General features: G+C 32.9%; 13 protein-coding genes. 7 read left to right on the forward strand and 6 right to left on the reverse strand.

Annotated elements, in window-relative coordinates:
* Nucleotides 1–5 precede the first annotated feature (5 nt).
* The 3 genes from cobK to QZN45_RS06795 are packed head-to-tail and all read right to left on the reverse strand — an operon-like array spanning nt 6 to nt 3,611.
* Entirely contained in the window at nt 6–791 is a 786-nt protein-coding gene (cobK, locus tag QZN45_RS06785) for a precorrin-6A reductase (RefSeq protein ID WP_296811984.1), read from the reverse strand.
* On the reverse strand, nt 788–3,217 hold the full coding sequence (locus tag QZN45_RS06790) for a calcium-translocating P-type ATPase, PMCA-type (protein ID WP_296811986.1): 2,430 nt from the start codon (nt 3,215–3,217) through the stop codon (nt 788–790). Before QZN45_RS06790 ends, cobK begins: the two co-directional genes overlap by 4 nt.
* Nucleotides 3,218–3,221: 4 nt before the next feature.
* A complete protein-coding gene (locus QZN45_RS06795) occupies nt 3,222–3,611 on the reverse strand; it encodes a UPF0146 family protein (RefSeq protein WP_296811988.1) in 390 nt (129 codons plus the stop codon).
* 72 nt (nt 3,612–3,683) lie between these two features.
* On the opposite strand from QZN45_RS06795, the gene rimI reads away from it, so the two are divergent.
* Nucleotides 3,684–4,139, forward strand: coding sequence for a ribosomal protein S18-alanine N-acetyltransferase (gene rimI / locus QZN45_RS06800; protein WP_296811990.1), 456 nt, complete (start codon nt 3,684–3,686; stop codon nt 4,137–4,139).
* Here the strand turns inward: rimI and QZN45_RS06805 are convergent.
* Nucleotides 4,104–4,622, reverse strand: coding sequence for a zinc ribbon domain-containing protein (locus QZN45_RS06805; RefSeq protein WP_292606471.1), 519 nt, complete (start codon nt 4,620–4,622; stop codon nt 4,104–4,106). The genes rimI and QZN45_RS06805 overlap by 36 nt on opposite strands.
* A gap of 102 nt (nt 4,623–4,724) precedes the next feature.
* On the opposite strand from QZN45_RS06805, the gene QZN45_RS06810 reads away from it, so the two are divergent.
* Together QZN45_RS06810 and prf1 are read left to right on the forward strand one after the other, a co-directional pair.
* Nucleotides 4,725–5,693: a hypothetical protein gene (locus QZN45_RS06810; RefSeq protein WP_292606473.1), complete on the forward strand. Its 969-nt coding sequence runs from the start codon at nt 4,725–4,727 to the stop codon at nt 5,691–5,693.
* Nucleotides 5,694–5,768: 75 nt separating this feature from the next.
* Nucleotides 5,769–7,013, forward strand: coding sequence for a peptide chain release factor aRF-1 (gene prf1 / locus QZN45_RS06815; protein WP_292606474.1), 1,245 nt, complete (start codon nt 5,769–5,771; stop codon nt 7,011–7,013).
* A 39-nt stretch (nt 7,014–7,052) separates the two neighbouring features.
* On the opposite strand, the gene QZN45_RS06820 is transcribed toward prf1, so the two are convergent.
* Entirely contained in the window at nt 7,053–7,280 is a 228-nt protein-coding gene (locus tag QZN45_RS06820; RefSeq protein ID WP_292882970.1) for a hypothetical protein, read from the reverse strand.
* A gap of 503 nt (nt 7,281–7,783) precedes the next feature.
* Here QZN45_RS06820 and gdhA point away from each other — a divergent pair.
* Together gdhA and QZN45_RS06830 are read left to right on the forward strand one after the other, a co-directional pair.
* Nucleotides 7,784–9,118 (forward strand): NADP-specific glutamate dehydrogenase, encoded by a 1,335-nt coding sequence (gdhA, locus tag QZN45_RS06825; protein ID WP_292606478.1) that lies wholly within the window; start codon nt 7,784–7,786, stop codon nt 9,116–9,118.
* Between the two features lie 355 nt (nt 9,119–9,473).
* Nucleotides 9,474–10,070: an N-acetyltransferase gene (locus QZN45_RS06830; protein ID WP_296811996.1), complete on the forward strand. Its 597-nt coding sequence runs from the start codon at nt 9,474–9,476 to the stop codon at nt 10,068–10,070.
* On the opposite strand, the gene QZN45_RS06835 is transcribed toward QZN45_RS06830, so the two are convergent.
* On the reverse strand, nt 10,067–10,207 hold the full coding sequence (locus QZN45_RS06835) for a hypothetical protein (RefSeq protein WP_292783246.1): 141 nt from the start codon (nt 10,205–10,207) through the stop codon (nt 10,067–10,069). The two genes, QZN45_RS06830 and QZN45_RS06835, sit on opposite strands and share 4 nt — an antisense overlap.
* An 881-nt stretch (nt 10,208–11,088) precedes the next feature.
* Between QZN45_RS06835 and QZN45_RS06840 the strand changes: the two genes are divergently transcribed.
* Nucleotides 11,089–12,495 carry a hypothetical protein gene (locus QZN45_RS06840; RefSeq protein ID WP_296812003.1) on the forward strand — a complete coding sequence of 469 codons (1,407 nt, stop codon included), beginning with the start codon at nt 11,089–11,091 and terminating at the stop codon, nt 12,493–12,495.
* Nucleotides 12,496–12,730: 235 nt separating this feature from the next.
* The coding region (locus QZN45_RS06845) for a hypothetical protein (protein ID WP_296812006.1) at nt 12,731–12,996 on the forward strand (266 nt) is incomplete at its 3' end.

The raw sequence follows: 12,996 nt of genomic DNA on the forward strand, positions 1-12,996 counted from the left end.
TATTTTTAAAAAAAGTTTTTTAATTTAATATCTAATTCATCCATATTAGATACAATATCATTTTTATTTAATTCATCTATTTTTGGTCTTTGAATCATTATTACTGCAATGTCCTTTTCATTTGCGGCCTGTATCTTTTCAACGACTCCGCCTATTTCACCGCTTTCCTTTGTAATCATTGCTGATGCATCGTATCTTTCAATAAGCTCTATGTTTTCTTCAAGGCTTGCAGCTCCTTTCATTGGGATGATGTGGCCTGGGTCGATGTTTAGTTTTTCACATTTTTCAAGTGAGCTTTCCACCTTCAGAATTCTTGGATAGAACCTTTCGGCGGGAACATATTTCAGGATGTCTTCCATGGTGTTGGCTCCTGCAAAATGCAGAACATTTCCTTCATTGAAACTCTCAGCTATCAATTTTCCCGCATCGTCAAATGAATCTACATAATGGATGTGTGATGTATCGATATTTTTCAGGTCGGTGATGGGCCTTTCAAAACGAAGATATGGAATTTTTAACTCTTTTGCTATGCTTGTGCTGGTTTGTGTAATGTGCTTTGCAAATGGGTGGGTTGCATCAATAAGAATGTTAAAGTCATTTTCATTTATTATATTGATGATTTCATCCTTTGGAAGTGGACAAGCTATGGTATCGTCGCTTCCGCCTTGCATGGCCAGTTTTGCACCATATTCTGTGGTGGTTGTCGTTAGGATGTATGCATCATATCTGCTTTTAATAAATTCTATGATGTTTGTTGAGTCCTTAGTTCCTCCAAGCAGGAGTATTTTCATTTCATCACCTTATCCATTATCTTTTGAGTTATCAGTATTGTTGATGATACAATCAAAATTATTATCCAATCAATCATGTCTATTGATGTGGTTCTGAATATTATCTGCAACTGCGGAATGTATAAAATCAACAGCTGAAGCAGGAATGATATGATGATTCCTAAGTAGAGGAATTTGCTTGATTTTTCTGAGTTTGCCCTTCCATTGAATGCATTCAGCAATTGATATACTACAAATAATGTGAATGCAACTGTCATTGCCTTTGTTGTTGAAACGCCGGTGGATATTTCATATGTGAATACGCATATTGTTCCGATTGCCATCACTATGCCTAAAATCAATATCTGAAGCATTGTATTTTTGGTCAGTATGTCTCCCTTTTCAGGAGGCCTTTCCATAATGTCCCTTTCAGCTCCTTCAATACCGAGCATTTGTGCTGGTGGTCCGTCCATTACGATGTTGAGCCATAGCAATTGTGCCGGATTGAATGGCAGTGGCAGATTCAGAAGGGAAGTCCCGACGATTGTCAATATTGCCCCTACATTTGTGGAAACCTGATATTTGACGAATCTTTTGATGTTGTCATATATTTTCCTTCCCCCTTCAATGGCTTTCACGATTGTTGTAAAGTCATTGTTTTGAAGAATCATGTCTGATGCTTCTTTTGCAACATCTGTTCCGTCACCCATTGCAACTCCAATTGATGCTTTTTTAAGTGCTGGAGCGTCATTTACTCCGTCACCTGTCATTGCAACAATGTTGTCCAGTTTTTTAAGTGTTTCCACGATTTTCATTTTCTGTGTTGGTTTTACTCTAGCATAGACTTGAATTTCAGGAGCGATTTTCAGGTATTCTTCGTCGCTTAACTGGTCAAGTTCTTTTCCGGTCATTACCTTTCCGTCGGTTAGAATGCCTATGTCTTTTGCAATTGCACAGGCTGTCTTTTCGTGGTCTCCAGTAATCATTATTATGCCGATTCCTGCATTTATGCACTCATTTACTGATTTTTTTACATCCTTTTTAGGTGGATCGATTAAACCGAGCAGTCCTGTAAATGTCAAATCTTCTTCCGGCGATTCGGTGTCATTTATCTTATATGCAAATCCGATTGTCCTGAGTGCATGTCCGCTCATTTCACCAATCTTTTCAAGTATCATTTCCTTGGTTTCAGCATCAATAATTTCAATACTTCCATTTCTATCTATGTATTTACATTTGTCTAAAATTATTTCTGGAGCACCTTTGGATAAAACAATATTATTTTCACCATCCAATATGTGTATAGTAGTCATCATTTTACGATTGCTGTCAAGTGGTATTTCATCAATCCTTTCAAGTGATGCATCGTATTCCTTGCAATGCTTTAGAATGGCTCCATCGGTTTGATCTCCGATGATTTTGTCATTGTCAAGAACTGCATTGTTGCATAATTTTCCTATTAAGTGTGTTTTATCTTCATTTGTGTAAAAGCTCTCGACTACAGTCATTTTATTTTCGGTCAATGTACCGGTCTTGTCACTGCAGATGATAGTACATGATCCTAAAGTCTCAACTGATAAGAGTTTTCTGACGATTGCATTGGACTTTGCCATTTCAGACATTCCAAGGGCAAGTGTCAATGTCAATACGGCCGGAAGACCTTCAGGAATTGCTGCAACTGCCAGTGAAACTGCAGTCATGAATGTTTCGACAAGAGGTATTCCCTTTAAAAACTCCATGATGAATATGGCTATACATACGACTATTGCAATTGCAGACAAGGTCTTTCCAAGTTTTCCAACACGCTTTGCAAGAGGGGTTTCCTCATCATCCTCCTGGACAATGTCTGCAATTTTTCCGATTTCTGTGGCCATTCCAATGTTTTCAACAACGCCAAGTCCGTTCCCTGAAAGGATGTTGGAGTCCATGTAAAGTTTGTCGTCAATCTCTTTTGCTACTGCTTTGGACTCTCCTGTAAGTTGTGATTCGTCACAGCTGAGGGAATTGCTTTCAATCAAAACCAAATCTGCAGGTACCTTTGAACCTTCTTCAAGAACTACGATATCTCCAACAGTCAATGTTTTTGCATCAATTTCCCTAATTTGGCCTTCCCTTTTTACGATGGCATGCTTTGTAATGAAGCTTTTAAGGCTTTCAATGGCCTTTTGTGATCTGTATTCCTGGATAAATCCCATAATCACATTCAGCATAACCGCAAGAATTATCACTCCTGCATCTATAACGTCTCCAATTGCAAATGCAGCAACTGCAGCAACGATTAAAAGTCCAATCAGGATATCTACGAATTGGGATAGAAATAGTATATACAATGGTGTAGGTGGTTTTTCGGCAATTTCATTCAGGCCGTATTTCTTCTGTCTTTTTTCAGCTTCACTTGAGCTGAGTCCGTCCAGTGATGTGTCGTATCGGGTAAGTATGTCACTCATGTTATCACCTTAAAATGTAAAAGCTTGCCCTGTTGAAATTTTTCAGTTTCATTTTAACTCCAGGTGTATTCAAATCTTCGTTTGTCAATGGTTTGATAATTAGCTGGCAGTTGATTTTTTGAGCCAGATTTACCAGATGGGGCTGCAGTTCACTTGGGGGCCTTATTGAATAAATCATGTCAACGCCTTCATATATCCTAAAGTCTGGATTTGTAATGTCGTCTTTTATCACGCTTTCATCGGCCGGGCTGATGTCTGTTTTGATTAATTTGATGTTTTCCTTTGAAGACAGCATCTCTGCAGTCATGCCGAATTTTCCAACTGCAACTTCTGCAATTTTGACATCTTCATCTCCAACCTCATTCAGGATATACTCTGCGAAATCTTGCCACATTTTATTTACTCCTTAGAATAATTTAATCAATCAAAATTATTAAATATATGCTTTTCTATAATATTTTTTTGTATGAAAATTAGAAAGTTTGTTCCGAAAGATTTAAAGAGGGTTTTTGAAATTGAAAACATGTCATTTGACCAATCATATGGAATAAACATGTTTCAGCAGTTGTATGAAATGGGAATTGGTTTTCTGGTAGCTGAAAAGGACGATTATGTTGTCGGATATGTGATGTTCTGGGTAAAATATGAAAATCAAGGCCATATAATTTCAATAGCTGTTGATAAAAACTATCGCCGTCAGGGAGCTGGAACAGAATTGCTCATACGTGCAATTTCCATTCTTTCAATGCTTCCGATTGATGCAATCTATCTTGAGGTTAGAGAAAGTAATGCTGGTGCGGTTGAGTTTTATGAAAGGTTCAATTTCATAAAGGACCGTGTGGTTCCGGGATATTATGAAAGTGGCGAAGGAGCCATTATAATGTATTTACCTATGGAAAGGGGTAAAGTTGCCTATAAGTAAGCTTTTGTAGTCTGTTAGAACTTCCGGTGGGATTGAACCTGTTATGAATAGTACTGCAAGTATTACTAGGTAGAACAGTATTATAGCAATCTGAATGTATCCGTGTCTTTTTGCACTCGGATCTTTTCGGGTTATCAGATAGAGTGCAATCAGAAGTCCGATTATGCTTCCGATTATTGCAAAGAAATATCCTATGAATATCAGCAATCTGCTGGTTTTTTTGTATTCAATATCATGTCCTGTTGAAAACTCTTTTTTAACCACAATAGGATTGATTACATTTTTCTGGTTTTCAAATGATTTCTTAAAAATTAAAGGGCTGCCGCATTTGACGCAGTAATCCGCTTCATCAGGATTCGTAAATCCACATAGGGGACATGTGTGTTTGTCATGCTCAACTTTCGGAAACTCATATCCACATTTTATACAAAATCCATATATATCGTCACCTGCGGAACCGCATTGCGGACATCGTCTCATCATAATATCACTTATTTTATTAATTAAATATTAATTGTTTATATATTTTTTTAATTGATTTTTCAAATAATTATATTAAAGTTGTAATAGATAATATTAGTTAGCATGATTGAAAAAATAGAGATTACTCAGAGATTTAATTTCAAGCGCCTCAATCGCCATTATGAATGTTTTACAATTGATTTTCTGGCCAATATGGCATACTATAAAATTTCAGAGAGGGGCAGCGGCGACAAGTTTTTGGATGAAAACAGCCTATGCGACGATTCATGGATAGATATTTTGGTGGATTTGAGACGCAATATGACCAGCGAAATAAGAAAATTTAAAGATAAAGATGCTGGTGATTTTTTAAGCCATTTCAATGATTTGAAGCTGTTTGAAAATTATCAGTCTGAAAAGTTCTCCTATTTTGAAAAGATAGAGATGATTTACTCATGCATTGTGATAATCTATTCCTCCGATGGCTATGAAGAATATTCGTTTAAGAATAACTTTCCTCCAAATTGGATTGAATTCGGCAAGCTTCTGTGTGACTTCTTTGGCTTTGACGTACTGCATCTCAACCATCAAAAGGCATTGGCCACTCCATTGTATCATGACATCAGAAGGGATGGAGTCTATCTGGACGGAGTTAAGCTTGATGTAAAATGCATAGAATTCGGTCATTATCGCTGTTATCCTTATGAACTGCCAAATCCAAGACTGATTATTAATTTTGAAAGGGGTACGATTGACGGATATATTGAAGGGGAACTTACTACCTCTGTTCGAGAGTTGATTTTAAATCTTCTTGAAAAGTATCATGTTTACATGTGGAGCCAGAATGAATATCATCTTAAGTCAAATGCATATGATCCTGATGATTTGGAAGGTTATGACTGGTATCTTGAGATTGTCTTCAATGGCGATGTAATCTGGCACATATTCGGATATAATGACTATCCCGACACTTACGTTTTCCTTGCAAGGGAAATAATGGACATTACCGGAATGGATTTGCTTGAAATGAATACCATCGACGATGACAATCTTAAATTATTTGAAAAATATGGAAATGATAAATTAGAGTGATTTTTTCATTAATTATTTATATTTAAAAAAAGATATTTATTACTATTATATTAATTTAATTTTTATAGGGATAACATGGCAGACGTATCATCAAAAGAATTATATGAATTTAAAAAAACCTTAAAAGAGTTATCAAATAAAAGAGGTAGAGGTACAGAGCTTGTTTCCGTTTATATTCCACCAACTAAACAATTAAGTGATGTTGGTAAGCACATGAGAGATGAAATGGGTCAGAGTGCTAACATTAAGAGTAAACAAACAAGAAAAAATGTACAATCTGCAATTGCTGTAATTTTAGAAAGTATCAAGTTATACAGACAGCCTCCTGAAAACGGGCTGGTTCTTTTTGTTGGAATGATTCCAAAAGGAGGTCCAGGTACTGAAAAGATGGAAAAATACATTATTGAACCTCCTGAACCGGTTACAACCTATTGGTACAAATGTAACAACGAATTTTTCGTTGAACCTTTGGAATATATGATTGAAGAGCGTGATGTTTATGGTGTTGCTGTTATTGACAGAAACGAAGCAACCTACGCTACACTAAAAGGTAAAAAAGAAACCATTTTAGGTCATTTGACCAGTGGTGTTCCTGGAAAACACAAAGCCGGGGGACAATCACAAAGAAGGTTCGACCGTGTAATTGAAGATTTGGCTCACCAGTTCTTGAAACGTATTGGGGACCATATGAACGAAGCATTCCTTCCTTTGAAAGATGACTTGAAAGGAATCATTATCGGAGGGCCTGGTTTTACCAAGAAGGATTTCTATGATGGGGAATACTTACATTATGAACTTAAGGAAAAGGTAATAACTATTGTCGATACTTCCTACACTGGTGATGAGGGTATCCGTGAAGTAATTGCCAAATCTGCTGATGACTTGGAAAATCTTGATGTAATGCATGAAAAGAAACTTGTCCAAAGATTCATCAAGGAACTGACCAAAGACAAAGGCCTTTGCTCTTATGGTGAAAATGAAGTTAGAAACAATTTGATTATGGGTGCTGTTGACATTTTGCTTTTATCTGAAGATTTGACAAGCATGCGCAAAGTGTTGACTTGTCCAAGCTGTGGAACTCAAAAGGAAGTCACAGTTAAGAATCAATCAGAAGCCGACGGCCTTAAGGAAAAATGTCCTAACTGTGGTGAAACATTAAAAGAAGAATCTTCCATGGATCTGGCTGACGATTTTATTGAAAAAGCTGAAGAAATGAATACTGATGTCGAGTTTATTTCTACTGAAACCGAAGAGGGAATGCAACTCTTCAGGGCTTTTGGTGGAATTGCTGCGATATTGAGGTATTATGTTGAATATTAATCACATTAATTCTGATGTGGTTATTTTCCATTTTTTTTTTTAAACTGATACATAAGGGTTTTCATCTGGAAACATTGTTCTTTTAGATTTTGGAGTGTAAAAATCACTTAATCCTTCTTCTTTTCTTATTTTATTGATTAATTTAAAGAATAACTGTTTATCTATGGTGTTTTCTTTATTTATTTCCATATACAATGAATGCATGCTTCTGTTTTTTGATAAATAGCTGTTTTTCAATTCATCATATTGGGATTTGGTAATTTTCATTATTTTTTTCTCCATTTGTTGATTAAATTTAAAATTCGCTATGTTACTGTAGATTATTATGTAAATTATTGTATATAAAGAGATATGCTTTTTTCATTTTGGTATTATTTTGTTTATTTTTATATGTGAAATGGGAGATTATGTTCGGTATTTTGGGTGGCGGTGTTAAATTATTTGTACATTTTAATTTTCCACTACTCGGAATTCTTTGGTGGCAAATGTATTCCGACTTTGTACAATAATTGATAATTTTAGTTAGACATTTTGAATTAATATCCAAAAAGATTTAATTATTTTCTTAATATTTTTTATATATATTATAATATGTATAAGATAAATCTAATTTTTTTTGAATAATATATGTATATTTTTATCAAATATTGAAAAATATTTAAATACTATGAGATTCAAATATCTAATTATATTGTTAAAATATGTTGCTTTCATAAAAATTATTTTAATAATATTTATTAATTCAAATTATAAATTTGGAGGAATGTTTTTTGTCATACGTAGATGAAGTAATAGAAACCATTATAGAACAAAACCCTTCCGAACCTGAATTCCACCAAGCTGTACGCGAAGTATTGGAATCCTTAAGGGTTGTAATTGAAGAAAATGAAGATGAATTTAAGAAAAACGCACTTCTTGAAAGATTAACAAATCCGGAAAGACAATTCAAATTCCGTGTCCCTTGGGTAGATGACAACGGACAAGTGCAAGTAAACACCGGATACCGTGTACAATTCAACGGTGCAATCGGACCTTACAAAGGCGGATTACGTTTCCACCCATCTGTAAACCTCGGTATTATTAAATTCTTAGGTTTCGAACAAATTTTCAAAAACTCCTTAACCGGTCTTCCAATTGGTGGAGGAAAAGGTGGATCTGACTTTGATCCTAAAGGAAAATCCGACAGAGAAATCATGGCATTCTGTCAATCTTTTATGACTGAATTATGCAAATACATCGGAGCAGACACTGATGTGCCTGCTGGAGATATCGGTGTAGGTGGCCGGGAAATCGGTTTCTTATTTGGTCAATACAAAAGAATCAGAGGATTATACGAAGGAGTATTAACTGGTAAAGGATTAACCTTCGGAGGATCCCTTGCAAGAACCGAAGCTACCGGATATGGATTATTATACTTCACCAACGCTATGTTAAAAGCTAATGACATTGACATTGCTGGCAAAACCATTGCAGTTTCCGGTGCAGGTAACGTAGCAATTTATGCTATCGAAAAAGCTCAACAATTAGGCGGTAAACCTGTAACCTGTTCCGATTCAACCGGTTGGATTTATGACCCTGAAGGAATCGACGTTGAGTTATTAAAAGAAGTAAAAGAAATTAGAAGAGAAAGATTAACTGCATATGCTGAAGCTAGAGACAGTGCTGAATACCACGAAGGCAAAGGCGTATGGACCATTAAATGTGACATCGCTCTTCCATGTGCTACCCAAAACGAATTACAATTAGAAGACGCTAAAACATTAGTTGAAAACGGAGTTTTAGCAGTTGCTGAAGGAGCAAACATGCCAACCACTATTGAAGCAACCGAATTCTTACAAGAAAATGACGTATTATTCGCACCTGGTAAAGCTTCAAACGCTGGTGGAGTAGCAACTTCTGCACTTGAAATGTCACAAAACTCAGAAAGATTATCCTGGACTTTTGAAGAAGTTGACGGTAGACTCCAAACTATTATGGAAACCATTTTCGAAAATGCTGCAGCTGCTGCTGAAGAATACGGTATGGACAAAAACTATGTTGCAGGAGCAAACATTGCAGGATTCAAGAAAGTTGTTGATGCTATGAACGCACAAGGAATCGTATAGATTTCCTTGTTTATTTTTTCTTTTTTTAGTTTAATAATTTGTTATTTGATTATTGTATATTTTTTAACTTGTTTTGAATTAATTCAATAAGTTTGTAGTTTTATTTATTATTTTAAACGATTAATGTTTAATTTTGAATTTTTCATAAGTAGGATGGTATCGTGTGGTTCGTCCTGTTTTTTAATATCTGTGATTTTACATACTGTCGCATTTCAGAAGTTAATATGTATTATTTTTTACTAAAGTAATATTAAATCTGTTTTATATTCAATTGAAATTAGTCAAATGTTTTAAATCATTAAATTGAGATGAATTTTCTTTTGTAATGTAAAATAAAATAAATAAAGGTTGTATTATGGATATTGAATATATTAAAGACAATTATAAATTTGAAACATTAACTGAAAAACATGATTTAAGTAATTTTGAATGTGGCTCTGATGATTTAAATGATTTTGTTAAAAATGATGCATTAATCCAACAACAGGATAAAATAAATATCACTAAGCTAATCACTTGTGATGATGAGATAATTGGCTTTGTATCATTACTAACTGATACTATCCCTTTAAAGAATATTCGTGATGAAAATATTCGGTTAAAATTAAAACATCATTACAATGAAAATATTGAAAAAGTTCCCAAAAAGAAGCAATTGCCTGCGATAAAAATAGGAAGATTTGCAATTGATAAAAAATATACAAATAATGGTTTAGGTTCGCATATTCTCAGAAATGTCATAAACTCCATTAGGGAATTATCTGAAAATGATGTAGGTTTAAGGTTTATTGTTGTTGAAGGTTATGCCAGTGCTTATAATTTTTATGCAGTTCATAATCACTTTTCAAATTTAAAAAGAGATGATAAATTAATTAAAGAGAAGTTGGACAGGATTATTAAACAAAATCCTGAACAAACTTTTTATTTCTATCTTGATCTCAAGAAAAGTTAAAATAGAACTATTCTTTGAGATTCGCATTTTTTTCTAAATTCACGGTCTTCTCTGCTAGGAGGTTCATTCATTTTTCTTAAAAAGTCTCTAGCTTCTTTACCATATAATGTTGGAGTTTCACCAATAGGTTTTGCCATGTGCATTCACCTCTGTTTTATTTAATATTTGTCTGTATTTTGTCCTTTAAATAGTTTACATTTTCATGAAATGGACAGATAATTATTTTTTTTTTAAGATTGTGGAAATATTTATATAGTATGGTTTTTTCAAAGCAATTTTGAATAGTGAAAACAATTTTTAAGGCCATACATTTCTTAAAACTTATATAATCGGATAAATAAATATTTATTTCGTAGGGAGGTGATACTACAATGGATGATGAAAAAATGAGCTTCATCTCAGCAGTTCTAATGTTTATCACTGCATTAATTGAACTGCTGAAATGTATATTATGGGATTAATTTCCCATAATATCTACTCATATTTTTCTAGTTCAGTAGTATATAATACTTCCTACATTCAATTAAAAAACTTAAAAGAGTTGGCTAATTAATGTTAAGGATAATATTAACAATAATTCAAATAATATTATGTTTAATAATAATTTTTTTAGGATATAAAAACAAGGAATACTTAAATATCATGGTTGGAGTATGTTTGTTAATCTTATCTTTAGTGTGATATTCCAAATCAGATATTTGTTAATCATCTTTTTATGAGGGGGGATGGAATTTAATGAAGATCTTTTTAAAAATATTTTGATGAGCTAACTTAAAATTTGGGATGTGGGGTGGTATCGCTCAATTCCCGCACAAAGAATCGTTTGAACTTTCTTGTTTATTTTTTCTTTTTTTTAATCTTAAAATTAGTTATATAATTATTATATGATTTTTAACATTTTAATATTAGTTTAACTTATCAATCTTTATTTTTTATTGTTTTTAAGCATGGGCAGGTGAAATAGTAAAACAAAAATTATTTATATGTCAATCGATAAATTTGTCATTGTGTTGCGAATATGAAATTTAGAAAAGAAATTATTATTTTTTCATTAATAACAATATTCATGCTAATGTCTGCCGTTAGTGCAGAAGAAAATATAACAGTTGATGATGGAACTGATTCAACTTCAGATTATGTTGAGTTTGACTCCGGTCAAGGTTATAATGAAAATAACATTAGCGAGAATCCCATCCTAGATGATGAGGTTATGGATGATGATGAAAATATCTCAGAAGAGGATATTGAACAGGATACATGTCCTGGCTCATGGGACAAGCATGATGCCTCTGCAGACTATGGATTTAATGGCGTATCTTATCATAAATCTTCTTCAATTAAGGATATTGCTATTCACAAATCATCTTCATCTTCATATTATTCAAAGGTTGATGACGCAGATGTTGGAGATAATGAAAATAGTATTAATGGAATGCTTTCTAAGTTTCAATCCCCTGATGCTATAGGTGTTGAAGCATTAAATGATATTATTAATGACATTCATGCCGAAGACATTTTTGCGGAAACATACTCCAGTTACAGACAATATTTTGATTATTTAAAATCCGATTCATTAGAAAAATTAATTGAAGAAAATAAAATTGGAGATGTTTTTAATAGCAACAGCCATATTGTTGATTTTATGAAGATTAATCAGTTGAAATATGATTTGATTAATTTTATGGACTTTGGGGCGGAATATGTTGATTCTTATATCAATTTAATTGATGTAAATGCATTTCTTGATATTTTTGATAAAATCATGAACTCGCCATCTACTCATAATGTAATGACGAATATTCCATCGTCCAATTATAATCCAATGCTAAGAAACCATAAATACGATTCTAATTATTCAGATTACAGTATTTATCAGGATGTAGATTTAATAATCAATTCGCATGATTTGAATGATGAAATGGAATTATTTATAGGTTCTGATGATAGTAATATTTCGGATATGCTGATTATTCGCGACAATATAACATTAATGAATCAAACATCTGATTTAAATACAATCCCTGATGTTTGTATTAATTCATTTGATATGGAATCTGATTTACAATTATCTGATGATGTAGGTAGTTGGCGTGATGCACAAGACAATTCTGATAAAACTTTAGCAATACAAAGTTTTAAATTTGACCAACAGATTAATTGTTTATCTAACAATATACCAGAAAATATTCAATCTACTTTTTATCATATGATTGGATGTGAATGCACTAACACTAACTTAACTAAACATTATAAGAGTTATGAAAATCTTCCAAAAGTTAGTGAAATTGATACCATTACCAGTGATGAACAAGAAGATAACCACGATTATGTTCTCTTTAAAAAACATAATGTTATTTCTCCATTTATTGTAGAAGATACTTCTATTTTTGTATTATTTGGAGTAATTGAAATCAAAATCCCTTAAAAAAATTTTAGGGATTTTCCCACTATTTTTATAAAATATTTAAATTAATGAAAAATATTTTTTCTTAATTTTAAATATTGGGAATAATTTTTTTAGCTTGGATCTTATTATTTTTTAAAAATAATGTACTGAATAATGCATTTTAATATTGGAAATAATATCATTTAAAGCTAAAAACATTATTTCTAGTTTTTAAAGAGAATTAGGAATAAAAATTAAAATCGAGGTTTAATGAATGAAATCTAAAACTAAAGTAATTATATTTTCATTGCTTATATTGGTGCTGTCTATTTCAGCAGCAAGTGCACATGAAAATATAACCATAGATGGAAACGACGCAGTAAATGATATAATAGGTATTAATCATTTTGATGATGGGTTGGATGATAGCTTAGACGATTTGGATGATTCTGATTTAGATGATGAGGATTATGATGATTGGGATGATTCTGATTTAGATGATGAGGATTATGATGATTGGGATGATTCTGATTTAGATGA

It is taken from the genome of uncultured Methanobrevibacter sp. (genome assembly GCF_900314695.1).
In the GTDB taxonomy this organism is placed as follows: domain Archaea; phylum Methanobacteriota; class Methanobacteria; order Methanobacteriales; family Methanobacteriaceae; genus Methanocatella.

Excerpts from the sequence above, each read along its gene's own strand:
- cobK (WP_296811984.1), bottom strand. The coding sequence starts at position 791 with ATGAAAATACTCCTGCTTGGAGGAACTAAGGACTCAACAAACATCATA.
- QZN45_RS06790 (WP_296811986.1), bottom strand. The coding sequence starts at position 3,217 with ATGAGTGACATACTTACCCGATACGACACATCACTGGACGGACTCAGC.
- QZN45_RS06795 (WP_296811988.1), bottom strand. The coding sequence starts at position 3,611 with ATGTGGCAAGATTTCGCAGAGTATATCCTGAATGAGGTTGGAGATGAA.
- rimI (WP_296811990.1), top strand. The coding sequence starts at position 3,684 with ATGAAAATTAGAAAGTTTGTTCCGAAAGATTTAAAGAGGGTTTTTGAA.
- QZN45_RS06805 (WP_292606471.1), bottom strand. The coding sequence starts at position 4,622 with ATGATGAGACGATGTCCGCAATGCGGTTCCGCAGGTGACGATATATAT.
- QZN45_RS06810 (WP_292606473.1), top strand. The coding sequence starts at position 4,725 with ATGATTGAAAAAATAGAGATTACTCAGAGATTTAATTTCAAGCGCCTC.
- prf1 (WP_292606474.1), top strand. The coding sequence starts at position 5,769 with ATGGCAGACGTATCATCAAAAGAATTATATGAATTTAAAAAAACCTTA.
- QZN45_RS06820 (WP_292882970.1), bottom strand. The coding sequence starts at position 7,280 with ATGAAAATTACCAAATCCCAATATGATGAATTGAAAAACAGCTATTTA.
- QZN45_RS06830 (WP_296811996.1), top strand. The coding sequence starts at position 9,474 with ATGGATATTGAATATATTAAAGACAATTATAAATTTGAAACATTAACT.
- QZN45_RS06835 (WP_292783246.1), bottom strand. The coding sequence starts at position 10,207 with ATGGCAAAACCTATTGGTGAAACTCCAACATTATATGGTAAAGAAGCT.
- QZN45_RS06840 (WP_296812003.1), top strand. The coding sequence starts at position 11,089 with ATGAAATTTAGAAAAGAAATTATTATTTTTTCATTAATAACAATATTC.